Source organism: Pseudonocardia sp. (assembly GCF_025965585.1).
Lineage (GTDB): Bacteria > Actinomycetota > Actinomycetes > Mycobacteriales > Pseudonocardiaceae > Pseudonocardia.
In genome coordinates this window covers 27,265-53,496 of sequence record NZ_JAOPWR010000202.1, presented here as the reverse complement: position 1 = coordinate 53,496, position 26,232 = coordinate 27,265, and the positions used below count along the sequence as shown (strand labels likewise).

Sequence of the window (26,232 nt, the reverse complement as noted above, 5' to 3'; positions counted from 1 at the left end):
CGCGAGGCGGCGGTCCCGCCCGGGGCCACCTCCTCGGTGGGCATGGCCGTCAGCGGCGCGGAGGACCGGGACGCGGCCGCCACCACCGGCTCAGCGGCCGCGGGCGCCTGCTCCCAGGTCGCGGCGGGCGCAGAGGTGACATCGGCCGGCGCAGGCCGGGCCGCGGCCGCGGTGTCACCGGAGACGGACGGCTCCGCGGTGGCAGGCACCCGGTCGGCGGCGATCACCCGTTCGCCCGTCGCCTCACCGGCGGCGGACGACATCGTCACCGATGCGGCGGGCGCCGCCGTCGCGTACGCGGGCGAGATGATCGGGAGCGGGGCGGTGTCCGCCTCCCGCACGGCGACGGCCTCGGCCACCGTGAGGCGCTGGGGCAGGGCTGCCAACGCCCGGGACTCGACGGGCTCGGGATCCGCGGTGGCGGCCTCACCCGTCCAGTCGGCCGAGGTGGGCGCGAGGGTCTCATCGGTCTGTGGCTGAGAGCCGCGGGCGAGCACGACGATGACCGCGATCACCGCGACGGCCACCAGGGCGCCCGCGACCAGCGGGAACAGCACTTCCGGCGTCAGAGCCAGCTGCATGACAGCGCACCGTACGCCTTGCGACGTGACGGTGCGCGATCGGGATCATCCAGAGCGTGACGTCGAGGCCGAACGGTTGGCGCGGTCCGGGCCGCCGGATTCCTCGGTGCCGGGCCTCTCCGGCTCGGCCGCGCCGTTCTTCGGAGCGTCCTTCTTCGGAGGCGTGACGGGCGAGAGCACCGTGGCGTCGGACGGCGAGGAGGGGCGCACCGAGCCCACCTTGACCGTGACCTCGACGTCGCCGGGACGCTTCGCACCGGCGTCCTTCGCGGACCCCTGGGCCGGGCGTCCGGACGGGCCCGGCTCCGGCTCGGCGCGGCCCTTCTGACCCGGCTGCGGACGGAAGAGGTCGGCGGGCTCGGGATCGGGCTCGCTGCGCGGACGCATCGACGAGGACTGGCTGACAGCCGGCATGGCGCCGGTGGGCAGGCGGTGGGACGCCTTGCCCGGCTCGCCGGACGCCGGGTTGGCCGCCCCGGCCGTGGAGCCCTGGGACCGCTGGTCGGCGGCGTTGGAGACGCCCTTGGACACGGCACCGCCCGCCGCCGACCCGTTCGGCGACCCGCTGCCGGACGGACCGGAGGACGGCCGCGACGCGCCGTTCTGGCCCGGCACCGGCTTGCCCGGGACCGCGCCGTTCGGCGTGGGCTGCTTGGAGATCGGCGGGACGGGGGCGGCCACGGACCGCGCCGCCACCGTGGCATTGGCGCCGCCCCCGGCATGGGGCGCACCGTTCTGCTGGCCGCTCTTCTGCTGGCCCCCCGGCTTCTGGCCGACGTTCTGGGGACCGCTCTGCTGGGGGTTCTGGGGGCCAGGGCCACCCTGCGGACCGGGGGGCTTCGGCTGGCCCGCGGGCGCAGGGCCCGGGCGCGGGGAGGGCTTCGGGGCCGGTGCAGGACCGGCCGGCCGGTCCTGCGCCGCAGCCTGCGACGGAGCGGGCTTCGGGGCCTGCGGCGCGCTGCCTGTGGGGCCGGCTCCCTGCGGGGCCGGACCGCCCGACGGCGACGGGGCCCGGCCACCCGGGGTCGGCACGGGCGCGGCGCCCTCACGCGGACGTCCGGGCGAGGGCGCACTCTCACGCGGGGAGACGGCCATCATCGCGGTGGGCGCGCCGAGGAGCCCCTCGAGCTGGCCCCGGAGACGGGTGAGCTCGGTGCGCACGGCGTCGCGCCGGCGGACGAGCTCGGCCAGCTCGGCGCGGACCGACTCGGACTCGGCGCGGGCGGCGGACCGCGCCTTGTTGCGGATCTCCGCGGCCTCCTCCTCGGCGGCCTGCAGGATGCTCTGCATGCGGTCGGTGAAGCTGCCGATCATGTCCGGCTGGTCCCCGCCGGGATGGGGGCGCGGGGTGGGCCGCGGCGGGCGGCCGGGCGGCTGCCCGTACTGCTGGCCAGGGCCGGGACCGCCGTAACCGGGCGGCGGCGGGGGGACGACGGGGATCGGCTGGCTGCGGACCAGTTCGAGATCGGCGCGCATCCGGGACATCACGCGCTGCAGCCGTGCGACGTGCTCATCGACCTGCCTGCGGTCGTAACCGCGGAGGACGACGTCGAACCGTGGGGCCCCCGCCCCACTCGCGTCGGCCGTCATCGTTGGTCCTTCCCCAGTGTGTTGACACCCCTCATTTCGTCGAGGGTAGGGAGATCGTCTCGGTCAATCGTGGTCGTTCACCCTGACGGAGCATACCGATCGTGAACCGTTCGTCGATCTGCCGGTGTTTCGCAACAGGCTGGACGGAGTCCGAAGGGGTATAGGGGTGACGGCCTACCATCGTGGTGTGGACACCTCGCTGCGAAGCACCCTGCACCAGCGCGGCCTCAGAATGACGCCGCAGAGACAGCTGGTGCTCGACGCCGTATGCGATCTCGGTCACGCCACGCCGGAGCAGATCTGCACGCAGGTGCAGGCGTCCGCGCCCGCCGTCAACATCACCACGATCTACCGCACGCTCGACCTGCTCGAGCGCATCGGTCTCGTGCGGCACACGCATCTGGGCCACGGCGCGCCCACGTACTCCGAGCAGGAGCACCAGCACGTCCACCTGGTGTGCCACAGCTGCGGGCGGATCACCGAGGCCCCCACCGACCTACTCGACGAGCTGGCCCACCGCCTGCGCGGCGACGGCTTCGAGCTCGACGTCACCCATCTCGCACTGTCGGGGCTCTGCACGTCCTGCCAGCACGCACCGCAGGACGACCTCGCATGACACCCGGCCGGAGGCCTGAGGAATGACTCTCCCCGAACACCACATGGACGACGCGGTGCCCGTGCACCTCGGCGACCCGCTCGCCGAGCAGCGGGCGATGGCCCGCTCCGCGGCGGTGGTGGACCGCGGCCACCGCGGTGTGATCGCCGTCCCCGGCGAGGACCGGCTGAGCTGGCTGCACCTGCTGCTCACCCAGCACGTCAGCGAGCTAGCCGCCGACACCGGCACCGAGGCGCTCGTGCTCGACCTCAACGGCCGGGTGCTGCACCACATGGTCGTCGCGCACACCGACGACACCGTGTACCTCGACACCGAGCCCGGCGGCGTCCCCGAGCTGCTGGACTACCTGACGAAGATGGTGTTCTGGTCCAAGGTCGAGCCCCGGGACGCCACGGCCGAGCTGGCGGTGCTGAGCGTCGTCGGCCCGGACACCCCCGCTGTGCTGGCCGCCGCCGAGGTCGCCGTACCGGCGGCGCCGCACGGCACGGTCGCCCTGCCCGGCGGCGGGTTCGTCCGGCGCACGGAGTGGCCCGGTGTGGACGCCGCCGACGTGGTGGTCCCCCGCGACGAGAAGGACGCCTGGTGGGCCCGGCTCACGGCCGCCGGCGCCCGCCCGGCGGGCACCATGGCGTTCGAGGCGCTGCGCGTGGAGGCCCTGCACCCCCGGCTGGGCCTCGACACCGACGACCGCACGATCCCGCACGAGGTGGGCTGGATCGGCTCCGCCGTCCACCTGGCGAAGGGTTGTTACCGCGGGCAGGAGACGGTGGCCCGCGTCGCCAACCTCGGACGCCCGCCGCGCCAGCTCGTCCTCCTGCACTTCGACGGCGGCGACGAGCACCTGCCCGTGCCGGGAGACCCGGTGGTCCGCGACGGCAGGCCGGTCGGGCGCGTGGGCTCCGTGGTGCAGCACCACGAGCTGGGCGCGGTGGCGTTGGCGCTGGTCAAGCGCTCGGTGCCCATCGACACGGACCTCGTGGCCGGGGTCGACGAACGCGCCACGCCCGCCCGGATCGACCCCGACTCCGTCTCCGCCGACGACGGCACACTGCCGCCCGGACGCGCCGCCCAGATGCGCGGCGGCCTGCGCGGCTGACCGGCCGAGCATGATCAGCGCGCAGTAGGTCCGGCCGGCGCCGGAACCACTGCCCGCTCGGTGTCGACGCACCGGCCGCCCCGATGATCGACACGCAGAGGGTCGCCCCACACGGAACCCGTGCGACCTCGTCGCGGGCACGTGGCCGACCACATGGAGCGCGCGACGGCTCCGCTCGACCGGGGCGTCGCACGCTCGGCGCGGGGCCTCCCGCAGTCACACTGTTCCCAATAAGTGGGATCGAAGTCCCGGATCGCGGGAAGTCGTCGTACCGTCGCCCCATGGGTGAAGGCAACGGATACAGGTGGGTCGTCCTCGGTGTGGGCACCTTCGCGCAGGCGGCGACGGCCACCTACTTCCTCGGGATCGCGGCCGTCACCCCGGCGCTGCGCGACCACTTCGGGCTGAGCCTCGCCGGCGTCGGAGCCCTGATCGGTGTGATCTCGGTGGGCCTGATCGCCACCCTCATCGCCTGGGGTGGGGCCGCCGACCGGTTCGGCGAGCGCGGGGTGATGGCCGTCGGGCTGGTCGGGTCGGCGATCGCGCTGGGCGCGGCCACGCTGGTGCGCGACCCGATCGGCGTCGGCGCGCTCCTGCTGCTGGCCGGGGCGTCGGGGGCGAGCGTCAACGCCGCGAGCGGACGGGCAGTGCTCACCTGGTTCCCCGCCCGCAACCGGGGCATGGCGATGGCCGTGCGCCAGACGTCGGTGCCGATCGGGGCCGCCGCGGCCGCCGTCGCTCTGCCGGCCGTGGCGACGGCGTGGGGCGTGCCCGGGGTGTTCGCGGTGCTGGCGGGCACCTGCCTCGTCGCCGCCGCTGCGGTGACGGTGTGGATCCGCGAGCCCCCGGGGCACCGGGCCACCGGACGCGCCCCCGCCACCGGCGTCCGCGCCGTGCTGGCCGATCGCCGGCTGCTGCGCCTGAGCGTCGGCGGGATGCTGCTGGTGGTGCCGCAGTTCCTGGGCTCGGTGTTCCTGGTGGAGGTGCTGCACGACGGCGCCGGGATGTCGCTGGCGCTCGCGGGCGGCCTGCTCGCGCTCACCCAGGTGCTGGGCGGGCTCGGACGGCTGGGCAACGGGTTCTGGTCCGACCGCGCGAGCAGCAGGCTCGGCCCGCTGCGGATCGTCGCCGTGGCGGTGGCCGTCGGGTTCGGACTGGCCGCCGTGGTGGAGCCCGGGCCTGCCCCGCTGTTGGCTGCGGTACTCGTGCCGGCCGCGGCGCTGGCCATCAGCTGGAACGGGCTGGTGTTCACCGCCGCGGGCGAGTTCGCGCCCCCGGGGCGCGCCGCCACCGCGATGGCCGTGTCCAACACGGCGAACTACGTGGGCGCCGCGGCGGCGCCGCCGCTCGGAGGCCTGGTGGCGCAGGCGGCGGGCTGGCCCGCGATGCTCGCGCTGGGCGCGGTCACAGCCCTCGGAGCGCTGGTGGCGCTGCACCGTCTCGCCGAAGCGGGCCGCGCCACCGAGGTGGGCGAGAGTGCGTCCGCGCGGCCCTAGCAAGCGCGCCCGGAGCGTCGGATCCGCGTCGGGACTGCGTGAGTCGTCTCACCAGGAGGTGCCACGTCGCACACCGGGCGGTCAGCAAGGTACGGTGGGCACCAGGACATTGATGAGATGAATGGGGCCGCCGAGACATCCGGCCGCCCCTTCCCTGTTGTAAGGGGGACCAGCCATGGGGCGCGGACGAGCCAAGGCCAAGCAGACGAAGGTGGCCCGCGAGCTCAAGTACAGCTCCCCCACGATGGATCTCGACGCGCTACAGCGCGAGATCGGTAGTGGGACGGTGCTCCACGACGACGGGAAGGCGGATGACGACTACGACGACCCGTACGCCCCCGCCGATCTCGACGACGAGGGTCCCGGCGAGCGTCGCAGCCGCTACTGAGTCAGACCCCTCACCCGCTCAGCTGGTGAGGGTCAGTTCGAACGAGTAACGGCTCGCCCGGTACAGGTGCGAGCCGTACTCGACGGCGCGCCCGGCTTCGTCCCATGCCGTGCGCGTCATCGTGAGCACCGGCGCACCGCGGGAGTCCCCGAGCATGCGGGCTTCCGCGGTGGTCGCTGCTCGCGCACCCACGACCTGGTTGGCGATACGCGGGACACGGCCGGCGGCCCGCAGCAGCTGGTAGAGCCCGTGGTTCTCGAGGTCCTCGCGCCGCAGCCGTAGGACGTCCACGGGCACGGCGTTGCGCATGATCGCCAGCGGCTCACCGCCGGCGTGACGGAGCCGCTCGAACCAGGCCACCTCGGTGCCGTCGGGCACGCCGAGGGCCTCGGCCACGTGGTCGGGCGCGGGCTTGACCTCGAACAGCCGGATCTCGGTCTGCGGACGCTGACCGCTCTTCGCCAGGTCGTCGTACAGGCTCGAGAGCTCCACCGGCCTGCGCACCTTGGGGTGCACGATCTGCGTGCCCACGCCCCGCTTGCGCACGAGCATGCCGCGCTCCACGAGGTACTGGATCGCGCGCCGCATCGTCGGCCGTGAGACGCCCAGCCGGTTGGCGAGGTCCACCTCGTTCTCCAGCCTGCCTCCGACCGGCATCTCACCGTTCTCGATGAGCTGCTGCAGGCGCGTGGCGACCTGGAAGTAGAGCGGGACGGGACTCGTCCTGTCGAGCGCCACGTCCGGGACCAGACCCTCGGCGAACAGCTCTTCCGGCACCGCGTGCTCTCCTGTCTGCGCTGCACTTTGTCAGGACAAAGTGTTGACGTACATGTTTCACGAGAGTACACCTTCTGGCGTGACGACCGACACGGTGCAAGTTCTGACCATGGGCCGCATCGGCGTGGACGTGTACCCGTTGCAGGTGGGCGTCTCGCTCCGAGAGATCACCTCGTTCGGCAAGTACCTCGGCGGCAGCCCGTCCAACGTGGCGGTGGCGGCGGCCAGGTACGGCCGGAGCAGCGCCGTGATCACGCGCACCGGTGAGGACCCCTTCGGCGCGTACCTGCACGACGCGCTACGCGGCTTCGGTGTGGACGACCGCTACGTGACCGCCGTGCCCGGCGTGCCGACGCCGGTGGTGTTCTGCGAGATCTTCCCGCCCGACGACTTCCCGCTGTACTTCTACCGCGACGCCCTGGCCCCCGACATGCGCATCCGCGCCGACGAGCTGGACCTCGACGCCATCCGCGACGCCGACGTCTTCTGGGTCACCGTCACCGGCCTGTCGCAGGAGCCCAGCCGCGAGGCCACCCTCGCCGCGCTGCGGGAGCGGGGCAGGCGCGGCATCACGATCCTCGACCTCGACTACCGCCCCATGTTCTGGTCCTCCCGCGAGGAGGCGCGTCGATGGGTGCAGGAGGCGCTGCCGTACGTGACGGTCGCCGTCGGCAACCTCGATGAGTGCGAGACCGCCGTGGGGGTCCGCGATCCGCACGCCGCGGCGAAGGCTCTGCACGCCGCGGGCGTCGAGCTGGCCGTGGTCAAGCAGGGCCCGCTGGGCGTGCTGGCCTCCAACAGCACGGAAGAGGTCGAGGTGCCGCCGGTACCGGTCGAGGTGGTCAACGGCCTCGGTGCCGGCGACGCGTTCGGCGGGGCGCTCTGCCACGCACTTCTCGCTGGATGGGAACTCGAGCGCGCGATGCGGTTCTGCAACGCCGCCGGTGCCATCGTCGCCGGGCGCCTCGCCTGTGCTGACGCCATGCCCACGGCCGCAGAGGTCGAGGCCAAGCTCGAGGAGGCCGTCCGTGCGTGAGGACCAGCTCCGCCACCTGGTGGACACCCGGGCGCGACGGCCCCATGCCATCGCCGAGGCCACGGTTGCGCGGCGCAGGCCCACCTCGGTGCTGGCCGAGCACGGCAAGCTGATGATGATCGCCGCCGACCACCCCGCCCGCGGGGCGCTGCGAGCAGGTGACCGCCCGTTCGCGATGGGCGACCGGGGCGACCTGCTCGACCGGCTCGTGCTCGCGCTGTCCCGTCCCGGTGTGAACGGCGTTCTCGGCACACCGGACGTGCTCGAGGACCTGCTGCTCCTCGGCGCGCTGGACGACAAGGTCGTGGTGGGGTCGATGAACCGCGGCGGCCTGGCCGGCACCGCGTTCGAGATCGACGACAGGTTCACCGCCTACGACGCGGCGAGCATCGCGGCGTCGGGGTACGAGGGCGGGAAGATGCTGACGCGCATCGACGCCGAGGACCCCGCCACGGTCGCCACGCTGGAGTCCTGCGCGCGGGCCGTCGGCGATCTGGCCGAGCACCGGCTGATGGCGATGGTCGAGCCGTTCATCTCCCACCGCGTGGACGGCCGGGTGCGCAACGAGCTCACCGCCGACGCCATGATCCGCGCGATGACGGTGGCCGCCGGGTTGGGCCGTACTTCGGCCTACACCTGGCTGAAGGTGCCCATCGTCGAGGACATGGAACGCGCGATGGGCGCCACCACGCTGCCCGCGGTGATCCTCGGCGGCGAGGTCTCCACCGACCCCGATGCGGTGTTCGCGAGCTGGAGCAAGGCGCTCGCGCTGCCGACGGTGCAGGGGCTGGTGATCGGCCGCTCGCTGCTCTACCCGCCCGACGACGACGTGGCCAAGGCCGTGGACGCGGCGGTGGGACTCCTGTGAGCAGCCCCGCCGCCCGTGCGCGGACGACACCGTCCTGGCCCCGACCAGCGCGCACGACCACCGGAGGTGCCTGGTGAGCGAGCACGTCATCCGCACCGGCGAGACGGCCGAGCCGCCGTTCTCCCTGGTCATCACGCCGAAGACCGCGGGCTGGGGCCACAGCTCGCTGCGGGTCCTCGACCTGGCCGCCGGTGCGAGCGTCACCTTCCCCACCGGTGAGGACGAGACCGTGGTGCTGCCGCTGGCGGGCGCCTGCGTCGTCGAGTGCGACGGCGAGCGCTTCGAGCTCGCCGGCCGCGGGTCGGTGTTCTCCCGCGTCACGGACTTCGCCTACGTCCCGCGCGACGCGCAGGTGACGGTGTCCTCCGAGGCCGGCGGCCGTTTCGCGCTGCCCGCCGCCCGCGCCACCAAGCGGCTCCCGGCGCGCTACGGACCCGCCGAAGGTGTGCAGGTGGAGCTGCGCGGCGCCGGTCAGGCCAGCCGCCAGGTCAACAACTTCTGCAATCCGGCGTCCTTCGAGGCCGAGAAGCTCATCGCCGTCGAGGTCCTCACGCCGGGGGGCAACTGGTCGTCGTTCCCCCCGCACAAGCACGACGAGGAGCGCGAGGGCGAGTCGGTGCTCGAGGAGATCTACTACTTCGAGGTCGGGAACGACGGTCCCGGCTACCAGCGCGTCTACACCTCCGGCCCCGGCCGCGAGATCGACGTCTGCGCTGAGGTGCGCACCGGCGACACCGTGCTCATCCCGCACGGCTGGCACGGCCCGTCGATGGCCGCGCCCGGCTACGACCTCTACTACCTCAACGTCATGGCGGGCCCGAGCCCCGACCGCGCCTGGCTGATCTGCGACGACCCCGCGCACGCGTGGGTCCGCGGCACCTGGGACGGCCAGGACATCGACCCCCGCCTGCCGATGACCAGCACCGAGGAGAAGTCCCAGTGACAAGGCTGACGGTGGCGCAGGCCCTCGTGCGGTTCCTGGCGAACCAGTACAGCGAGCGCGACGGCGTCGAGCAGCGGCTGATCCCGGGCTGCTTCGGCATCTTCGGCCACGGCAACGTGGCCGGCGTCGGGCAGGCGCTGCTGGAGGTCGCCCCCACCGGCGAGCTGCCCTACCACCTCGCCCGCAACGAGCAGGGCATGGTGCACGCCGGCGTCGGCTACTCCCGGATGCGCAACCGCCTGCAGGCCATGGCCTGCACCGCGTCCATCGGACCCGGCTCCACCAACATGCTCACCGGCGCCGCGCTGGCCACCACCAACCGCATCCCGGTACTGCTGCTGCCGAGCGACATCTTCGCCACCCGCGCCGCCTCCCCCGTCCTGCAGGAACTGGAGACCCCCACGGGCTACGACGTCAGCGTCAACGACGCGTTCCGACCACTGTCGGTGTTCTTCGACCGCGTCTGGCGCCCCGAACAACTCCCGTCGGCACTGCTCGGCGCCATGCGCGCACTCACCGACCCGGCGCAGACCGGCGCCGTGACGATCGCCCTGCCCCAGGACGTGCAGGCCGAGGCGCACGACTGGCCGGACGCGCTGTTCGCGAAGCGCGTCTGGCACATCCCCCGCCCGCTGCCGGAGAAGGCGGCACTGGCCCGCGCCGTCGCCGTGATCCGCTCCGCGAACGCTCCGCTGCTCGTCGCCGGCGGCGGGGTGCACTACAGCGAGGCCACCGAGGCGCTGCGCCGGTTCACCGACGCCACCGGCATCCCCGTCGCCGACACCCAGGCCGGCAAGGGCGCTGTCCTGTGGGACCACCCCCACGCCGTGGGCGGAATCGGGTCCACCGGCTCCCCCGTCGCCAACGCCCTGGCCCGCGACGCCGACGTCGTGGTCGGCGTCGGCACCCGCTACTCCGACTTCACCACCGCGTCGCGCACCGCGTTCCAGCACCCGCACGTGCGGTTCGTCAACCTCAACATCGCCTCGCTCGACGCCGCCAAGCACGCCGGCGAGATGCTCGTCGCCGACGCCCGCGAAGGCCTCGACGCGCTCACCGACGCCCTCGCCGGCCACCACGTCACGAATACCTGGGCGACGCACGCCGCCGACTGGAACCGCACGGTCGACCAGGCCTTCCACCTCGACCACCAGCCGCTGCCGGCGCAGACCGAGGTGCTCGGCGCGCTCAACGAGGAGACCGACGCCCGCGACGTGGTGGTCCAGGCCGCCGGCTCCATGCCCGGTGACCTGCAGATGCTCTGGCGCGCGCGGGATGCCAAGCAGTACCACGTGGAGTACGCCTACAGCTGCATGGGCTACGAGATCGCCGGCGCCCTGGGCATCAAGATGGCCGCCCCGGACCGGGAGGTCTTCGCCCTGGTCGGCGACGGCTCGTACCTGATGATGGCCCAGGAGATCGTCACCGCGGTCTCGGAGGGCATCAAGCTCAACCTCGTCATCGTGCAGAACCACGGCTTCGCCTCGATCGGGGCGCTCTCGGAGTCGCTCGGATCACAACGATTCGGTACGAACTACCGCTACCGCGACACCGGGAGCGGGATGCTCGACGGCGCGAAACTCCCGATCGACCTCGCCGCCAACGCCGAGTCCCTGGGCGCGCACGTCATCCGTGTGGGAACGATCGACGAGTTCCGCGCCGCCATCGCGGCGTCCCGCGCGTCGGACCGCACCACGGCCATCCACATCGAGACCGACCCGCTCGCCCCCGTCCCGTCCTCGGAGAGCTGGTGGGACGTCCCCGTCTCCGAGGTGGCGGCGCTGGACAGCACGCAGCAGGCCCGCAAGACCTACGAGGCGCACAAGGCAGACCAGCGCCCCCTGATCGGGAGGAACGACTCGTGAGGACCATCACGCACTGGATCGGCGGCAAGCCGGTCACGGGCGACTCCACCCGCACCAGCCCGGTGTGGAACCCGGCCACGGGCGCACAGCAGGCGGAGGTGCCGCTCGCGAGCGTCGCCGACGTCGACGCTGCCGTGAGTGCCGCGTCGGCGGCCTTCGAGACGTGGTCGCAGTCGTCGCTGTCGCAGCGGGTGAAGGTGCTCTTCGCGTTCCGCGAGCTGGTGAACGCCCGCATCGGCGACTTCGCGGAGATCATCTCCGACGAGCACGGCAAGGTGCTGTCGGACGCCCGTGGCGAGGTGCAGCGCGGCCTGGAGGTCGTCGAGTTTGCGTGCGGCATCCCGTCGCTGCTCAAGGGTGAGTACTCCGACCAGGTCTCCGGCGGGGTGGACCTGTTCTCGTTCCGGCAGCCCCTCGGGGTCTGCGCCGGGATCACGCCGTTCAACTTCCCGGCCATGGTGCCGATGTGGATGTACCCGGTGGCGATCGCATGCGGCAACACGTTCGTGCTCAAGCCCAGCGAGCGCGACCCGAGTGCGTCCGTGCTGGCCGCTGAGCTGTGGGCCGAGGCCGGTCTGCCCGACGGCGTGTTCAACGTGGTGCACGGCGACAAGACCGCCGTCGACGCGCTGCTCGACCACCCGGACGTGGCGGCGGTGTCGTTCGTCGGTTCCACGCCGATCGCGAAGTACATCCACGAGCGCGGCACGGCGAACGGCAAGCGCGTGCAGGCCCTGGGCGGGGCGAAGAACCACGCCATCGTGATGCCCGACGCCCCGATCGACTACGCCTCGGACCACCTCGTCGCGGCCGCGTTCGGTTCGGCGGGCGAGCGCTGCATGGCGATCTCGGCGGCCGTGGCCGTCGGGTCGGCGGCCGACGCGATCGTCGAGGCCGTCAGCGCGAAGGCGCTGGCCACCAAGGTCGGCCCCGGCCGCGACGCCGACAGTGAGATGGGCCCGGTCATCACCGCGGCCGCCCGCGACCGGATCGTCGGGCTGATCGGCACCGGCGAGGCCCAGGGCGCGCGGCTCGCCGTCGACGGCCGCGGCCTCACCGTCCCCGGCCACGAGGACGGCTTCTTCGTCGGCCCGACCGTCATCGACGACGTCACGACGTCCATGGACGTCTACACCGAGGAGATCTTCGGCCCGGTGCTGTCGGTGGTCCGCGCCGACTCCGTGGACGAGGCCATCGCGATCATCAACGCCAACCCCTACGGCAACGGCACCGCGATCTTCACCTCCTCCGGCGAGGCGGCCCGGCGGTTCCAGCGCGGCGTCAACGTCGGCATGATCGGCATCAACGTCCCGATCCCGGTGCCGATGGCCTACTACTCCTTCGGCGGCTGGAAGGACTCCCTGTTCGGGGACAAGCACATCCACGGTCCCGAGGGCGTCTCGTTCTACACGCGCGCCAAGGTCGTGACCTCCCGCTGGCCGCGCGTCGAGGCCGCCAGCGACTCCAGCTTCCACTTCCCGACGGCGAACTGAGGCCGGCGTGAACCTCGACAAGCTCACTCTCGGCACGGCCCCCGACTCCTGGGGCGTCTGGTTCCCCGAGGACGACCACCAGGTCGGCTGGAAGCAGTATCTCGACGAGATCGGGCAGGCCGGCTACTCCTGGACGGAGCTCGGGCCGTCCGGCTTCATGCCGCAGGACCCCTCGCAGCTGCGCGACGAGCTGGACTCCCGCGGCCTGAAGCTGGCCGGCGGCACCATCTTCGCGGGCCTGCACCGCGGCGCCGAGGCCCTCGACGACGCGGTCGCCGCGTGCGGCAAGGAGTCGAGGCTCCTCACCGCGCTCGGCGCCCGGCACCTGGTGCTGCTGCCCGAGCAGTACACGGACATGCACGGCGGTTCGCTGCTGGAGAGTGCCGAGATCGACCCCGAGCAGTGGAAGAACCTCGCCACGGGCTACGACCGGCTCGGGAAGATCCTCTTCGAGGAGTACGGCGTGGACCTCGTGTTCCACCCGCACGCCGACACCCACGTCGACACGCAGCAGCGTGTGGGGCGCTTCCTGACCGACACCGACCCGCGGTACGTCAACCTCTGCCTCGACACCGGGCACATCTCCTACTGCGACGGCGACAACATCGCCATCATCGAGCGCTTCCCGGAACGGATCCGCTACGTGCACCTCAAGCAGGTGGATCCCGCGATCCGGCGCCGCGTGGCCGAGGAGAAGCTCTCGCTCGCCGAGGCCGTGCCGCTCGGCGTGATGTGCGAGCCCCCCTACGGCGTCCCCGAGATGCCCCCGCTGCTCGACGCCCTCGCCGCGATCGACACCGACCTGTTCACCATCGTCGAGCAGGACCTCTATCCCGTCGAGCCGCACATCCCGCTCCCGATCGGGGCGCGTACGGCCGGCTACTTCGCCGGCTGCGGCCTCGGCCCGACGCGGCGCTGGCCGTACTGATCCCCGAACTTGCAGCCGGCCCCCCGGACGGCAGCAGCACCGAAGAGAGGAATGCTCGATGAGGAGTACCCGGAAGGTGATGCGCGCCCTTGCCGTCGCCGGCGCGCTCAGCGTGGCGTTGGCTGCGTGCAGCAGCTCTGGCGGCGCTAACCAGACTGCCGGCAACAGCGGGCCCGCCGTCGGCGGTGCCGGCGGCAAGCAGTACACGATCGCGATGGTCACGCACGAGGCTCCCGGAGACTCGTTCTGGGACAAGGTCCGCGCGGGCGCCCAGGAGGCGGCCAAGGAGCTCAACGTCAACCTGAAGTACTCGAACAACAACGACGCGGGCCAGCAGGCCACGCTCGTGCAGAACGCGATCGACAGCAAGGTCGACGGCATCGCCGTCACCCTCGCCTACGCCAACCAGGTCGGGCCCGCCGCCCAGAAGGCCGTGCAGGCGGGCATTCCCACCGTCGCGTTCAACTCGGGCATCAGCGACTACCAGAAGTACGGCATCTCGATGTACTTCGGCTCCGACGAGGACCTCGCCGGCCAGACCGCGGGCACGAAGATGATGGCCGCCGGTGGCGGCAAGGCGCTCTGCGTCGTCCAGGAGCAGGGCAGCGTCGCGCTCGAGGCGCGTTGCGCCGGTGTGAAGAAGACCTTCCCGAACACCGAGAACCTTCAGGTCAACGGCACCGACCTGCCGTCGGTCCAGCAGACGATCAACGCCAAGCTGCAGCAGGACCCGTCGATCACCTACGTCGTCACCCTCGGCGCCCCGATCGCACTGGCCGCGCTGCAGTCCAAGCAGGGCACGAGCAGCAAGGCCCAGATCGTCACGTTCGACCTCAACGCCGACGTGGCCAAGGACATCCAGAACGGCTCGATCGCCTTCTCGATCGACCAGCAGCCCTACGTCCAGGGCTACATGGCCGTCCAGTCGCTCTGGCTGAACCTGACCAACGGCAACGACATCGGCGGCGGGAAGCCCGTGCTGACCGGACCGTCGTTCGTCGACAAGTCCAACATCGACAAGATCGTGACCTACGCGAACAACAACACCCGCTAGTTCCACCCGTCGGGGGGAGCGGGTCCCCTGCTCCCCCCGACACCGCCCACCCCTGGAGCCAGTCATGAGCTCAGCCGTGACGACATCGCCGCCGCCACAACCGCCGACCACCACCGAACCGGCGCGAGTACAGCGCTCACTGGTGTCGCGCCTGCTCGGCCGCCCGGAGATCGGAGCGCTCGCCGCCGCAATCGCGATCTTCATCTTCTTCTTCGTGATCGCCCCGCCCTTCCGCACCCTCCCGGCCCTGTCGACGGTGCTCTACGCGAGCTCGACCATCGGCATCGTCGCCGTCGCCGTCGCCCTGCTCATGATCGGCGGGGAGTTCGACCTCTCGGCCGGTGTCGCCGTGGCCACCGCGGCGCTCGCGTCGGCCATGATCTCCTACCAGTTCAGCCTGAACGCCTGGGTCGGCGTGCTCATCAGCCTGGTGATCGCGCTGATGATCGGGTTCGTCAACGGCTACCTGGTGGTGCGGACCGGCATCCCGAGCTTCCTCATCACCCTGAGCACGTTCTTCGTGCTGCAGGGCGTCAACCTCGGCGTCACCAAGCTCATCACCGGCACGGTGGCCACCACCGACATCAGCGGGCTCGACGGCTTCTCGTCGGCGCACGCGATCTTCGCCAGCGACCTGAACCTCGGCTTCATCACGCTCAAGATCACCGTGGTGTGGTGGCTGGTGTTCGTCGCCGTCGCGACCTGGATCCTGCTGCGTACCCGCACCGGAAACTGGATCTTCGCCTCCGGCGGCAACGCCGACAGCGCCCGCGCCGTCGGCGTGCCCGTGCCCAAGGTCAAGATCGGCCTGTTCATGGGCGTCGCGTTCCTGGCGTGGTTCCTCGGCCAGCACCTGCTGTTCAACTTCAACACGGTGCAGGCCGGCCAGGGCGTCGGCAACGAGTTCATCTACATCATCGCCGCCGTCGTCGGTGGCGCGCTGCTGACCGGCGGCTACGGATCCGCCATCGGCTCGGCGCTGGGTGCCTTCATCTTCGGCATGGTCACCCAGGGCATCGTCTTCGCGGGCTGGGACCCGAACTGGTTCAAGGCCTTCCTCGGCGCCATGTTGCTGCTCGCCGTGCTCGTCAACCTGTACGTCAAGAACTACGCCAGCCAACGGAGGTGACGTGACCATGACCGACACGATTGCGGAGCACGCAGCACCGGACCTGCACGCCGGCACGCCGCTCGTCCAGATGGAGAACATCGGCAAGGCCTACGGGGCGATCCGCGCGCTCGAGGGCATCAACCTGAGGGTCAACGCGGGCGAGGTGGCCTGCGTCCTCGGCGACAACGGCGCCGGCAAGTCGACCCTGATCAAGATCATCTCCGGCCTGCACCCGCACACCGAGGGCACCCTGAAGGTCGACGACGCGCAGGTGCAGTTCTCGTCGCCGCGCGAGTCACTCGACCACGGGATCGCCACGGTCTACCAGGACCTCGCGGTGGTGGCGCTCATGGAGGTCTGGCGCAACTTCTTCCTCGGCTCCGAGATCCGCAACGGCAAGTACCCGGGCGCCCCGCTCGACATCAAGGGCATGCGGGAGATCGCGGACAACGAGCTCAAGAAGATGGGCATCAACGTCAAGGACATCAACCAGCCGATCGGCACGCTCTCCGGCGGACAGCGCCAGTGCGTCGCGATCGCGCGGGCCGTGTACTTCGGCGCCCGCGTGCTGATCCTCGACGAGCCCACGGCCGCGCTGGGCGTCAAGCAGTCGGGCGTGGTGCTCAAGTACACCGCCGCCGCCCGCGACGCCGGGCTGGGCGTCGTGTTCATCACCCACAACCCGCACCACGCCTACATGGTCGGCGACCACTTCATCATCCTGAAGCTGGGCCGCTGCGTGCTCGACAAGAAGCGCTCCGAGGTCAGCCTCGAGGAGCTCACCACCCAGATGGCCGGCGGCCAGGAGCTCGAGCAGCTCCAGCACGAACTCAAGCGCTAGACCCCTCTCTGCGCGTCCCACAATCTGCGAACAAGGAGCATTCGACGTGACACTCAACGTCGGCGTCATCGGCGTGGGCATGATCGGCCAGGACCACATCCGCCGGCTCACGCATGTCCTGTCCGGGGTGCGCGTCAGCGCCGTCACGGACGTGGACCTCGACCGAGCCCGGACGGTCGCGGACGACCTGCCCGGCGCCATGCTCCACGAGAGCGGCGCCGCGCTGATCGCCGATCCGGGTGTCGACGCCGTCGTCGTCACCTCCTGGGGGCCCACGCACGAGGAGTACGTGCAGGCCTGCATCGCGGCGGGCAAGCAGGTGTTCTGCGAGAAGCCGCTGGCCACCACCCGCGAGGCGTGCGACCGCATCGTCGACGCCGAGCTCGCCGCCGGCCGCCGGCTCGTGTCGGTGGGCTTCATGCGCCGCTACGACGCACAGTACCGGGCGATGAAGGCCGTCGTCACCGGCGGGGAGATCGGCGAGCCGCTGCTCATGCACGCGGCGCACCGCAATCCGTCGGTGCCCGACTTCTTCACCAGCGACATGATCATCAACGACTCCACCGTGCACGACATCGACGTGGCGCGCTGGATGTTCGACGAGGAGATCGCCGCGGTCACGGTCCTCAAGCCGCGCCGCTCGTCCAAGGCGCGGGAAGGCTTCAACGACCCGCTGCTCGTGCTGCTGGAGATGTCCTCCGGCGTGCTCGTGGACGTCGAGGCGTCGGTGAACGCCGGCTTCGCCTACGACATCCGCGGCGAGGTCGTCTGCGAGGACGGCACCGTGGAGCTGACCGAGTCGGCGGGCGCGCTCGTCAAGCGGGCGGGCAGCGTCTCCGCGCGAGTGCCGGAGGACTGGCGCGAGCGGTTCGTGCTGGCGTTCGACGCCGAGTTCCAGGCGTGGATCGACGCCGTGACGGCGGGTGGCACCACCGGCCCGTCGGCGTGGGACGGCTACGCGGCCACCGTCGTCTGCGACACGGGGCTGGCGGCGCTGCGCTCGGGCACGCGCGAGCCCGTCGTCCTGCGGGAGAAGCCCGACCTCTACAAGGCGCTGTGATGCTGAAGATCGCCCTCGACCCCGCGATGTACCACGCGGAGCTGTCCGTGGCCGAGGAGGTGCACAAGGCCGCCGAGCTGGGCTACCGGCACCTTGAGCTCTCGCCACGGGCCGACTGGTTCTTCTGGCACCGCTACCCGAAGGCCGACCGCGAGGCGATCGCCGAGGTCCGCAAGGCCTGTGCCGAGACCGGCGTGGAGATCGCGACGCTGGTGCCGGTGTTCGACTGGTCGTCCCCGGACGAGCAGGAGCGCCAGGCCCAGGTGCGCAACTGGCGGCGGCTGCTGGAGATCGCCGCGGAGCTGGGGTGCACGGTGGTCAACTCCGAGCTGTCCGGCGACCCCAACGACGCGAGGCGCTCCGAGCACGCGTTCTACCGGTCCATGGAGGAGCTGGCGCCGGTCTTCGAGAGCTACGGGATCGGGCTGAACATCGAGGCCCACCCGTACGACTTCTCCGAGACCAACGACGACGCGGTGCAGATCATCCGCGGGCTCGACAAGCCGTGGGTGAACTACGTCTTCTGCGCCCCGCACGCGTTCCACCTCTCCGACGGGGTGGGCGACGTGAGCCGGATGATGCGCTACGCCGGGTCCAAGCTGAAGCACGTCCACGTCGCCGACTGCTACAACCACCGCGCGAACGTGGGCAACCGCTACATCCTCAACCCGCCCGGTGTGGACGCCCGCATCCACCAGCACAGCGAGATCGGCCACGGCGAGGTGCCGTGGGACGAGTTCTTCTCGACCCTGCGCGAGATGGAGTTCGACGGCATCGCCACGGTCTGCGTGTTCGGCTGGGAGGAGACCGCCGACGACATCCACCGGCGGATGCTGGAGCGGGTCACCGCGGAGCTGGCGTCGTGACGGGGCAGGTGGGAGTCGGGCTGGCCGGGCTGGGGCGGATGGGCCGGATCCACGCCGCCGCGCTCGCCGGGCGCTGCTCCACGGCCCGGCTGGCGTGCGTGTACGACGCCGACCCGGACGCGGCGCGGGCCGTCGGCGCGGAGCTCGACGTGCCCTGGACGGCGTCCTACGAGGAGCTGCTCGACCGCGTCGACGCCGTCGCGATCGCCTCGCCCACCGGCACGCACGCACCGCTCACCACCATCGCCGCGGCCGCGGGGAAGCACGTGTTCTGCGAGAAGCCGATCTCGCTGGACCGGGCCACCACCGTAGCCGCCCTCGACGCGGTCGAGGCGGCGGGCGTGGTGTTCCAGGTCGGGTTCCACCGCCGGTCGGACCCCGACTGGGCGGCCGCCGCCGCACGGATCCACGCCGGCGAGCTGGGCGAGGTCACCTTCTTCCGCACGTCGCTGCGCGACATGGCGGCACCGAACCCCGCGTTCCTCTCCGGCTCGGGCGGGTTCTTCCTCGACGTCACCGTGCACGACCTGGACGTCGCCCGGTGGCTGGTGGGCGAGGTCGTCGAGGTGCACGCGCACGGCGCCGCGTCCGACCCGGCGTTCGCCGCGCTGGGCGACATCGACACCGCGGTCGTCGTGCTGCGCTTCGCGAACGGCGCGCTCGGCGTGATCGACAACAGCCGGTCGGCCCGGTACGGCTACGAGTGCTCCACCGAGGTCATGGGCACCCTGGCCACCGCGCGGATCGACGCGCCCCACGTGCGCGGCGTCGAGTGGCGTACGCCCGGGCTCGCGTCGCGGGACATCGCACGCGACTTCGAGGAGCGCTACCCCTGGGCGTACGCCGCGGAGCTGGACGCGTTCGCGCGTGCCGTCCGCGACGGCACCCCTCCCCCTGTGACCGGCCGCGACGCGCTCGCCGCGTTCGACCTGGCCCTGGCCGCCGACGAGTCCTGGCGGACCGGGCGGCCCGTCTCCCCGGAGGTATTCGTATGACCGGCCCGACCGACCGCATCGCCGGAGCCCCCATCTCCTGGGGCGTCTGCGAGGTGCCCGGCTGGGGCTACCAGCTGCCGCCGTCGCGGGTGCTCGCCGAGATGCAGGACGTGGGGCTGGCCGCCACGGAGTTCGGGCCCGAGGGCTTCCTCCCCGAGGACCCCCGCGAGGTCCTCGCAGGGCACCACCTGCAGGCCATCGGCGGCTTCACCCCGCTGCTGCTGCACGTGCCCGGCCACGACCCGGTGCCCGCGGTCGAGAAGCTGCTGGGGACGTATGCGTCCACGGGCTCGGACACGCTCGTCCTCTCGGCCGTCAGCGGGCTCGAGGGCTACGACGCCCGTCCCGAGCTGGACGACGCCGGCTGGCGCACGCTGCTGACGAACCTCGACCGGCTCTCGGCCATGGCCGCCGAGCACGGGGTGAAGGCGGTGCTGCACCCGCACGTCGGGACGATGGTGGAGAACGGCGAGGAGGTGCAGCGCGTGCTCGAGGGCTCGTCGGTGGCGCTGTGTCTCGACACCGGCCACCTGCTCATCGGCGGCACCGACCCCGCCGAGCTCACCCGCCAGGCCCCCGAGCGCGTCGCGCACACCCACATCAAGGATGTGGACGCCGGCCTGGCCAAGCAGGTGCAGGACGGCCGGCGGACCTACACCGAGGCCGTGCGAGCGGGCATGTACCGGCCGGTGGGCCGGGGCGACGTCGACTTCGCCGCGATCGTCGGGCACCTGCGCGGCCACGGCTACGGCGGCTGGTACGTGCTGGAGCAGGACACGATCCTCACCGAGGAGCCGTCGGGCGAGGGCCCGCTGACGGACGTGCGCACCAGCGTCGAGGAGCTGCGCACGATCCTGCGGGGTGCGGTGTGACCACCGCCGACGTGCGCTCCTGCGCGGAGGCGTCATGACGGAGCCGCTGCGCATCGGTGTCCTGGGTGCGGCGCGCATCTCGGAGCAGGCGATCGTCGACCCCGCGCACGCCACCGGTGACCGGCTCGTCGCCGTGGCGGCACGGGACCCGCGGCGGGCGCAGGCCTTCGCGGCCGAGCACGGCGTCGAGCGGGTGCTCTCCTCCTACGCCGACGTGATCGCCGACGCGGACGTGGAGATCGTCTACAACCCGCTGGCCAACAGCCTGCACGGCCCGTGGAACCTCGCCGCCGTCGCGGCGGGCAAGCACGTGCTCTCGGAGAAGCCGTTCGCGAGCGACGCCGAGGAGGCGCGGGAGGTGCGCGACGCGGCCGTCGCGGCGGGTGTCACGGTGCTGGAGGGCTTCCACTACGTGCACCATCCGGTGCTGCAGCGCCTGCAGGCGCTGGTGGACTCCGGGGAGCTCGGCGAGCTGCGACGCATCGAGTCGCGGTTCACCATGCCCGCCCCGCCCGCCGACGACCCGCGCTGGTCGCTCGATCTCGCCGGCGGCGCGCTGATGGACCTGGGCTGCTACGCGCTGCACTGCCACCGGATGTTCGCGCGGTGGGCCGGCGGGGCGCCGCAGGTCGTGTCGGCCACCGGTGAGGAGCGGGCCGGGCGCCCGGGCGTCGACGAGCGGATCACCGCGCAGCTGGCCTTCCCCGGCGGCGCCACGGGCGAGGCCCACTGCGACATGGCCGCGGCGGACTGGTGCATCACCTGCCGGGTGGTCGGCGACCGCGGGGAGGCGACCGCGATGAACGTCGTGCTCCCCCAGCGCGACGACAGGATCGTCGTGGCCTGCGCCGGCGGCGAGCGCACCGAGCATCTCGGCACCCGCTCGACCTACCTCTACCAGCTGGAGGCGGTCCGCGCGCACCTGCGCGACGGAGCCCCGTTCCCGCTCGACGTCGACGACGCCGTGGACACCGCGGAGTTGATCGAGGCCGTCTACCGGGCCGCCGGCTTCGCCCCGCGACCTCGCACGACCCTGTCCAGCCGGTGAGAGAAACCCTGTCCCGCCGGTGAGGGAAATGTGGCCCGCGGGATGATGGCGCGCGGGCATACCGGAGGGTTACCGTCGCGTTGAGAGCGTGACGAGACCGACGGGGTACCGCCGAATGGCCGCTCCGCCCGACGCCCTGAGGAGGCGATCGAAATGATCAACATAGCCGTGTCATCCCGATCGCTGGCTGCGGCCCGCATGGTCGACCCGGACGTCTCACCCGCCGCCGTCCACGCGGCGGTCGAGGCGGCCATCGCGGAGCAGATGCGCCAGCTCGGCCGGAACCCGAACTCCCCGCGCGAGCCCCGGCGCGCGAGCTGAGGCAGCCGCCCCGCGACGCCGATCACGGCGACATGGTCGCCCGTTGATCTCCAGCAACGACCGTGCGGCCGTGATCAGCGGCGGGGGAGGCCGCGCCCTCCGCCTCCCGACGGCAATGCGGGCCTCGAACGCGTCGTATCTGCTCGACGGCGGGGAGGGCGGCGCCGCGGGCACGCCCCCTGACGATCAGCGTGCGGGGCCCGTCGTCCCGCGCACCACCAGGCGCGGTGGCAGCACCACCTCCACCCCGGCCCGGCGGTCGCCGTCGAGGCGCTCCAGCGCCGCCGCCACCGCCTGCCGCGCCTGCTCCCCCGCCTCCTGGCTGACGGTCGTCAGGTCGATGTGGGTGAGCCGCGCGAGCTCCCCGTCGTCGTAGCCGACCACGGACACGTCCTCGGGCACCCGCACGCCCGCCCGGATGAACACGTCGAGCAGGCCGACGGCGTTGCGGTCGTTGGCCGCGATCACAGCCGTGGGCAGGGCAGGCCCGTCGAGCAGGGTGCGGGCCGCCTGGGCGCCCGCCTCCTCGACGTATCCGCCGGGCACGATCCGCCCCTCCTGGCCGTGGCGCTCCAGAGCGGCCCGGAACCCGGAGCGGCGGTCGGCGGCCATCGGAGCGTCACCGCCGTCGACGTGCACGAGATCACGGTGGCCGAGCGCGACGAGGTGGTCCACGGCGGCGCCGATGCCCTCGTCGTCGGCCGCGCGGACGACGTCGAACCCGGCGGGCTCGACGCGCCGGCCCACCACCACGAGCGGGATGCGGGCGCCGAGGGCGGCGAGCGCCGCGGGCGGCAGGTCCGGAGAGAGCAGGATCAGGGCCTCACAGCGCAGGTCGAGCAGGGTCTCGACCACCCGCTGCTCGTCGTGGACGGGAGTGATCGCGCTCAGCGCGACGGTGTAGCCGCGCCGGTCGGCCGCGACCTGCACCTCCTCGGCGAGCTCGGCGCGGTAGGCGTCGCGGAGTGACACCGGGACGCCGATCAGGTGGGTGCGCCGCCTGGCGAGCAGGCTCGCGGTGCGGTCGGGCCGGTAGCCCAGACGCGACGCCGCCTCCAGCACGCGTTCGCGCGTCTCGGCGCTGGGACCGGCGACGCCACGCAGCACGAGCGACACCGACGCCGTCGACACGCCGACGTCCGCGGCCACGTCCTCCAGCCGCGGCCTCTTGACAGAACCCGTCACAGGCTCGGATAGTACCCGTCATTAAAGCGCTTTAAGACCGGAGGCGTTGATGCTCACCGACACCGTCGTGTACGACCCGTACTCGGCCGCCTTCAAGGCGGACCCCTGGCTCGTCTACCGACAGCTGCGCGACCACGCGCCCGTCTACCGTTCGGAGAAGTGGGGCTTCTGGGCGCTGTCGCGCTTCGAGGACGTCCGCGGCGCGGCGCGCGACCACGAGACCTTCCTGTCGTTCGAGGGCATCGACATCGACGACACCGCCAAGGACATGAGCTCGCCCGGCTTCCTGCCTGACGTCGACAACCCCCGCCACGACCAGCTGCGGAGGATCGTGCAGCGCTCGTTCCTGCCGCGCACGATCGCCAAGCTCGAGGACGACGTCCGCCGGGTGATCACCGGGCTGGTCGACCGCTTCGCGGACGAGGGCGAGGCCGACATCGCCCAGGACCTCTCCTGGCCCATCCCCTACGCCGTCTTCTTCGACGTGCTCGGGCTCCCCGTCACCGGCTCCGACCGCGAGGACCTCGTCCGCTGGTCGCATGGGCTCAAGGACCGCGAGAACGACGACCCGCGCCTGACCCCCGTCGCGTGGGACGCGCTGCACAACACGAAGGACTACCTGGCCGCGGTGCTCACCGAGCGACGCCGCTCGCCGCGCGAGGACCTCCTCTCGACGTTGGCCACGGCGTCCGTCGAGGACCACGAGAGCACGCCGTTCGCCCCGCCGACCATCGACCGGGACTCCGAGATCGTCGGGCTGGCGTTCGTGCTGTTCATGGCCGGGGTGGAGAGCACGTCGGCGCTGCTGTCCACGGCGTTCCGGGAGCTCGCCCTGCACCCCGACCAGCGCCGGGCCCTCGTCGAGGACCCCTCCGGGATCCCCGCCGCTGTCGAGGAGGCCCTGCGCTTCGACGCCCCGCTGCAGGTCTCGGGCCGCACCACCACCCGCGACGTGGAACTGCACGGCGTCACGATCCCGGCCGGGCAGCGGGTGTTCCTGATCCACGGCTCCGCCAACCGCGACGAGCGCCAGTTCGACGACCCCGACCGCTTCGACGTCTTCCGCGCCCCCAAGCGGCACATGTCCTTCAGCGAGGGACTGCACGGCTGCCTCGGCGCGCCGTTGGCCCGGCTGGAGGCCCGCGTCGCGCTGGAGGTCGCGCTGCCGCGGCTCGGCGACTACGCGATCTCCGGCCCGCTCGTGCAGTACCGCTCCACGCCCAACATGCGCGTGCTCGACCGCCTGCCCGTCTCCTTCACCCCCGGGAGCGCATCGTGACCCTGACGGCCGGAGCCCTTGCCGAGGTCGAGACCACCGCGGTCGTCGGCGACCGCCACGAGGCCGCCGACGGCGTCGTCGTGCTGACGTTGCGCGGCGACCTGCCGCCCTGGGAGCCCGGCGCGCACGTCGACCTGGTCACGCCCGAGGGCCCTCGCCAGTACTCGCTCTGCGGCGACCCGGCCGACGAGGGCGTCTGGCGGATCGGCGTCCTCCGCGAGCCCGACGGACGCGGCGGATCGGCTTTCGTGCACGACGAGCTGCTGCCGGGGGCGACCGTCCGGGTCCGCGGCCCACGCAACCACTTCCCGCTGCTGCCCTCGCCGAGCTACCTCTTCATCGCCGGCGGGATCGGGATCACCCCGCTGCTGCCGATGATCGACGCCGCAGGCGCCGACTGGCGGCTCGTCTACGGCGGCCGCACCCGGACGTCGATGGCGTTCCTCGACGCGCTGCAGCCCGACCCCCGCGTCACCGTCGCGCCCCAGGACGAGACCGGCCTGCTCGACCTCGACGCCCTGCTCGGCGAGCCGCGGGCCGACACGCTGGTCTACTGCTGCGGGCCCGAGCCGCTGCTCGCCGCCGTCGAGGAGCGGTGTGCGAGCTGGCCGGCGGGGTCGCTGCGGGTGGAGCGGTTCGCGCCCAAGCCCGTGGCGGGGGCGAGCACGTCGTTCGAGGTGGAGCTCACGCAGAGCGGCGTCACCCTGACCGTGCCGGCGGACCGCTCGATCCTCGACGTCGTCGAGGAGGCCGGGGTGACCGTGCTGTCGTCGTGCAGCGAGGGCACCTGTGGCACGTGCGAGACCGCCGTGCTCGACGGCGAGATCGACCACCGCGACTCCGTCCTGACCACCGACGAACAATCCGAAGGCGACTGCATGATGATCTGTGTCTCCCGCGCGAGCTGCGCACGTCTGGTGCTGGACCTGTGAAGCTCGGGGCCTACACCGCCGTCCTGCACGACAAGCCCCTGCCCGCGGCGCTGGCGATCCTGAGGGGGATGGGCCTGGAGTCCGCCGAGATCAACTCCGGTGGCTTCCTGCCGGCCCCGCACCTGCCGATCGCCGACGTCCGGAGCAGCGCCGACGCCCGCGCCGAGTACCTCGGCGTCTTCGCCGAGCACGGCATGACGCTGACCGCCCTGAACTGCAACGGCAACCCGCTGCACCAGGACCCGGAGGTGCGCGGCAAGCACGGCCAGGACGTGCTCGACGCGATCGAGCTGGCGGCGCTGCTGGGCGTCCGGCGCGTGGTGACGATGTCCGGGCTGCCCGGCACCGACGCCCGCGCGACGCTCCCGGCGTGGTCGGTGCTGCCGTGGGACTCGTCCTACCTCGACGCCCGCGACTACCAGTGGAACGAGGTGGCGATCCCCTACTGGCGTGACGTGCAGGCCCGCGCCGCCGACGCCGACGTCAAGGTCTGCATCGAGATGCACCCGCACAACGTGGTCTACAACCCGGCCACGATGCTGCGGCTCGCCGAGGAGATCGATGCCACGCACGTCGGCGCGGAGATGGACCCGAGCCACCTGTTCTGGCAGGGCATCGACCCCGTCACCGCGCTGGGCGCGCTCGGGGGGCTCGTCTACAACGCTGCCGCCAAGGACACCCGCATCAACGAGAACGCGAAGGTCAACGGCGTGCTCGACGACCGGTTCGGCCGCGTCGGGCGCGACGACCCGGCCGCGATCTCCCTCGGCGGGAGGTACACGTTGAGCCGCTGGCCGGAGCAGTCCTCGTGGGACTTCGTGGCCGTCGGCCGCGGGCACGACGTGGCGTTCTGGGCCGACTTCCTGGCGGCGATCGAGAAGATCGACCCGACCATGGCGGTCAACATCGAGCACGAGGACGCCGAGCTCGGGCAGCTGGAGGGCCTGCGGTTCGCCGCGCAGACCCTCCTCGCCGCCTCGGGCCGTTGATC

The 26,232-nt window shown here is 72.2% G+C and carries 25 protein-coding genes and 1 pseudogene; 22 read left to right on the top strand and 4 right to left on the bottom strand.

The genetic code is table 11. The annotated features are described in order from the left end of the window. Positions 1–581, bottom strand: a pseudogene (locus tag JWR81_RS13155) (hypothetical protein); the annotation flags it as partial. 45 nt (positions 582–626) lie between these two features. Further along, entirely contained in the window at positions 627–2,171 is a 1,545-nt protein-coding gene (locus JWR81_RS13150; RefSeq protein ID WP_297651059.1) for a hypothetical protein, read from the bottom strand. Between the two features lie 232 nt (positions 2,172–2,403). Between JWR81_RS13150 and JWR81_RS13145 the strand changes: the two genes are divergently transcribed. The 4 genes from JWR81_RS13145 to JWR81_RS13130 all read left to right on the top strand — a co-directional run bounded on the left by JWR81_RS13145 (position 2,404) and on the right by JWR81_RS13130 (position 5,767). After that, a complete protein-coding gene (locus JWR81_RS13145; RefSeq protein ID WP_367278787.1) occupies positions 2,404–2,787 on the top strand; it encodes a Fur family transcriptional regulator in 384 nt (127 codons plus the stop codon). A gap of 22 nt (positions 2,788–2,809) precedes the next feature. After that, positions 2,810–3,883 (top strand): glycine cleavage T C-terminal barrel domain-containing protein, encoded by a 1,074-nt coding sequence (locus JWR81_RS13140; RefSeq protein WP_297651055.1) that lies wholly within the window; start codon positions 2,810–2,812, stop codon positions 3,881–3,883. Between the two features lie 281 nt (positions 3,884–4,164). Continuing rightward, positions 4,165–5,379 carry an MFS transporter gene (locus JWR81_RS13135; protein ID WP_297651053.1) on the top strand — a complete coding sequence of 405 codons (1,215 nt, stop codon included), beginning with the start codon at positions 4,165–4,167 and terminating at the stop codon, positions 5,377–5,379. 175 nt (positions 5,380–5,554) lie between these two features. After that, positions 5,555–5,767, top strand: coding sequence for a DUF3073 domain-containing protein (locus tag JWR81_RS13130; protein WP_297651051.1), 213 nt, complete (start codon positions 5,555–5,557; stop codon positions 5,765–5,767). Positions 5,768–5,785: 18 nt separating this feature from the next. On the opposite strand, the gene JWR81_RS13125 is transcribed toward JWR81_RS13130, so the two are convergent. Beyond that, the gene (locus tag JWR81_RS13125; protein ID WP_297651049.1) at positions 5,786–6,544 is read right to left on the bottom strand and encodes a GntR family transcriptional regulator; all 759 of its coding nucleotides are present in this window, start codon (positions 6,542–6,544) and stop codon (positions 5,786–5,788) included. Positions 6,545–6,623: 79 nt separating this feature from the next. Here JWR81_RS13125 and iolC point away from each other — a divergent pair, with 79 nt between their 5' ends. The 15 genes from iolC to JWR81_RS13050 all read left to right on the top strand — a co-directional run bounded on the left by iolC (position 6,624) and on the right by JWR81_RS13050 (position 21,845). Then, positions 6,624–7,580 (top strand): 5-dehydro-2-deoxygluconokinase, encoded by a 957-nt coding sequence (iolC, locus tag JWR81_RS13120; protein ID WP_297651047.1) that lies wholly within the window; start codon positions 6,624–6,626, stop codon positions 7,578–7,580. A gap of 112 nt (positions 7,581–7,692) precedes the next feature. After that, positions 7,693–8,448 carry an aldolase gene (locus JWR81_RS13115; RefSeq protein WP_297651067.1) on the top strand — a complete coding sequence of 252 codons (756 nt, stop codon included), beginning with the start codon at positions 7,693–7,695 and terminating at the stop codon, positions 8,446–8,448. Between the two features lie 73 nt (positions 8,449–8,521). Next, a complete protein-coding gene (gene iolB, locus JWR81_RS13110) occupies positions 8,522–9,391 on the top strand; it encodes a 5-deoxy-glucuronate isomerase (protein ID WP_297651045.1) in 870 nt (289 codons plus the stop codon). Beyond that, positions 9,388–11,256, top strand: a complete 1,869-nt coding sequence (gene iolD / locus JWR81_RS13105) for a 3D-(3,5/4)-trihydroxycyclohexane-1,2-dione acylhydrolase (decyclizing) (RefSeq protein WP_297651043.1) — start codon at positions 9,388–9,390, stop codon at positions 11,254–11,256. The genes iolB and iolD overlap by 4 nt, the downstream gene beginning before the upstream one ends. Then, positions 11,253–12,749, top strand: coding sequence for a CoA-acylating methylmalonate-semialdehyde dehydrogenase (locus tag JWR81_RS13100; RefSeq protein ID WP_297651041.1), 1,497 nt, complete (start codon positions 11,253–11,255; stop codon positions 12,747–12,749). Before iolD ends, JWR81_RS13100 begins: the two co-directional genes overlap by 4 nt. Positions 12,750–12,756: 7 nt before the next feature. Continuing rightward, on the top strand, positions 12,757–13,677 hold the full coding sequence (locus JWR81_RS13095) for a TIM barrel protein (protein WP_297651039.1): 921 nt from the start codon (positions 12,757–12,759) through the stop codon (positions 13,675–13,677). A gap of 58 nt (positions 13,678–13,735) precedes the next feature. After that, positions 13,736–14,731: a substrate-binding domain-containing protein gene (locus JWR81_RS13090; protein ID WP_297651037.1), complete on the top strand. Its 996-nt coding sequence runs from the start codon at positions 13,736–13,738 to the stop codon at positions 14,729–14,731. Between the two features lie 64 nt (positions 14,732–14,795). Then, positions 14,796–15,860: an ABC transporter permease gene (locus tag JWR81_RS13085; RefSeq protein WP_297651035.1), complete on the top strand. Its 1,065-nt coding sequence runs from the start codon at positions 14,796–14,798 to the stop codon at positions 15,858–15,860. Positions 15,861–15,867: 7 nt separating this feature from the next. Next, complete coding sequence (locus tag JWR81_RS13080; protein WP_297651030.1) at positions 15,868–16,683, top strand: ATP-binding cassette domain-containing protein; 816 nt, start codon at positions 15,868–15,870, stop codon at positions 16,681–16,683. Positions 16,684–16,729: 46 nt separating this feature from the next. Further along, complete coding sequence (locus tag JWR81_RS13075; protein WP_297651028.1) at positions 16,730–17,743, top strand: Gfo/Idh/MocA family oxidoreductase; 1,014 nt, start codon at positions 16,730–16,732, stop codon at positions 17,741–17,743. Then, positions 17,743–18,609 (top strand): sugar phosphate isomerase/epimerase family protein, encoded by an 867-nt coding sequence (locus JWR81_RS13070; RefSeq protein WP_297651026.1) that lies wholly within the window; start codon positions 17,743–17,745, stop codon positions 18,607–18,609. Before JWR81_RS13075 ends, JWR81_RS13070 begins: the two co-directional genes overlap by 1 nt. After that, a complete protein-coding gene (locus JWR81_RS13065) occupies positions 18,606–19,604 on the top strand; it encodes a Gfo/Idh/MocA family oxidoreductase (protein WP_297651024.1) in 999 nt (332 codons plus the stop codon). The genes JWR81_RS13070 and JWR81_RS13065 overlap by 4 nt, the downstream gene beginning before the upstream one ends. Beyond that, positions 19,601–20,476: a sugar phosphate isomerase/epimerase gene (locus tag JWR81_RS13060; RefSeq protein ID WP_297651022.1), complete on the top strand. Its 876-nt coding sequence runs from the start codon at positions 19,601–19,603 to the stop codon at positions 20,474–20,476. The genes JWR81_RS13065 and JWR81_RS13060 overlap by 4 nt, the downstream gene beginning before the upstream one ends. 34 nt (positions 20,477–20,510) lie before the next feature. Next, a complete protein-coding gene (locus tag JWR81_RS13055; RefSeq protein WP_297651020.1) occupies positions 20,511–21,524 on the top strand; it encodes a Gfo/Idh/MocA family oxidoreductase in 1,014 nt (337 codons plus the stop codon). 168 nt (positions 21,525–21,692) lie between these two features. Further along, entirely contained in the window at positions 21,693–21,845 is a 153-nt protein-coding gene (locus JWR81_RS13050) for a hypothetical protein (RefSeq protein ID WP_297651015.1), read from the top strand. Positions 21,846–22,031: 186 nt separating this feature from the next. On the opposite strand, the gene JWR81_RS13045 is transcribed toward JWR81_RS13050, so the two are convergent. Next, positions 22,032–23,030: a LacI family DNA-binding transcriptional regulator gene (locus JWR81_RS13045; protein WP_297651013.1), complete on the bottom strand. Its 999-nt coding sequence runs from the start codon at positions 23,028–23,030 to the stop codon at positions 22,032–22,034. A 49-nt stretch (positions 23,031–23,079) separates the two neighbouring features. On the opposite strand from JWR81_RS13045, the gene JWR81_RS13040 reads away from it, so the two are divergent. From JWR81_RS13040 to JWR81_RS13030, 3 genes are read left to right on the top strand one after another with little or no spacing between them, the layout of a single operon-like run. Beyond that, positions 23,080–24,309 (top strand): cytochrome P450, encoded by a 1,230-nt coding sequence (locus JWR81_RS13040; RefSeq protein WP_297651011.1) that lies wholly within the window; start codon positions 23,080–23,082, stop codon positions 24,307–24,309. A 2-nt stretch (positions 24,310–24,311) separates the two neighbouring features. Further along, entirely contained in the window at positions 24,312–25,241 is a 930-nt protein-coding gene (locus JWR81_RS13035) for a PDR/VanB family oxidoreductase (RefSeq protein WP_297651065.1), read from the top strand. Next, positions 25,238–26,230, top strand: coding sequence for a sugar phosphate isomerase/epimerase (locus tag JWR81_RS13030; protein WP_297651009.1), 993 nt, complete (start codon positions 25,238–25,240; stop codon positions 26,228–26,230). Before JWR81_RS13035 ends, JWR81_RS13030 begins: the two co-directional genes overlap by 4 nt. Positions 26,231–26,232 lie beyond the last annotated feature (2 nt).

What these genes read in the sequence shown, in the direction of transcription:
- JWR81_RS13150 (WP_297651059.1), bottom strand. Translation starts at nt 2,171, where the DNA reads ATGACGGCCGACGCGAGTGGGGCGGGGGCCCCACGGTTCGACGTCGTC.
- JWR81_RS13145 (WP_367278787.1), top strand. Translation starts at nt 2,404, where the DNA reads ATGACGCCGCAGAGACAGCTGGTGCTCGACGCCGTATGCGATCTCGGT.
- JWR81_RS13140 (WP_297651055.1), top strand. Translation starts at nt 2,810, where the DNA reads ATGACTCTCCCCGAACACCACATGGACGACGCGGTGCCCGTGCACCTC.
- JWR81_RS13135 (WP_297651053.1), top strand. Translation starts at nt 4,165, where the DNA reads ATGGGTGAAGGCAACGGATACAGGTGGGTCGTCCTCGGTGTGGGCACC.
- JWR81_RS13130 (WP_297651051.1), top strand. Translation starts at nt 5,555, where the DNA reads ATGGGGCGCGGACGAGCCAAGGCCAAGCAGACGAAGGTGGCCCGCGAG.
- JWR81_RS13115 (WP_297651067.1), top strand. Translation starts at nt 7,693, where the DNA reads ATGATGATCGCCGCCGACCACCCCGCCCGCGGGGCGCTGCGAGCAGGT.
- JWR81_RS13090 (WP_297651037.1), top strand. Translation starts at nt 13,736, where the DNA reads ATGAGGAGTACCCGGAAGGTGATGCGCGCCCTTGCCGTCGCCGGCGCG.
- JWR81_RS13085 (WP_297651035.1), top strand. Translation starts at nt 14,796, where the DNA reads ATGAGCTCAGCCGTGACGACATCGCCGCCGCCACAACCGCCGACCACC.
- JWR81_RS13080 (WP_297651030.1), top strand. Translation starts at nt 15,868, where the DNA reads ATGACCGACACGATTGCGGAGCACGCAGCACCGGACCTGCACGCCGGC.
- JWR81_RS13070 (WP_297651026.1), top strand. Translation starts at nt 17,743, where the DNA reads ATGCTGAAGATCGCCCTCGACCCCGCGATGTACCACGCGGAGCTGTCC.
- JWR81_RS13060 (WP_297651022.1), top strand. Translation starts at nt 19,601, where the DNA reads ATGACCGGCCCGACCGACCGCATCGCCGGAGCCCCCATCTCCTGGGGC.
- JWR81_RS13055 (WP_297651020.1), top strand. Translation starts at nt 20,511, where the DNA reads ATGACGGAGCCGCTGCGCATCGGTGTCCTGGGTGCGGCGCGCATCTCG.
- JWR81_RS13040 (WP_297651011.1), top strand. Translation starts at nt 23,080, where the DNA reads ATGCTCACCGACACCGTCGTGTACGACCCGTACTCGGCCGCCTTCAAG.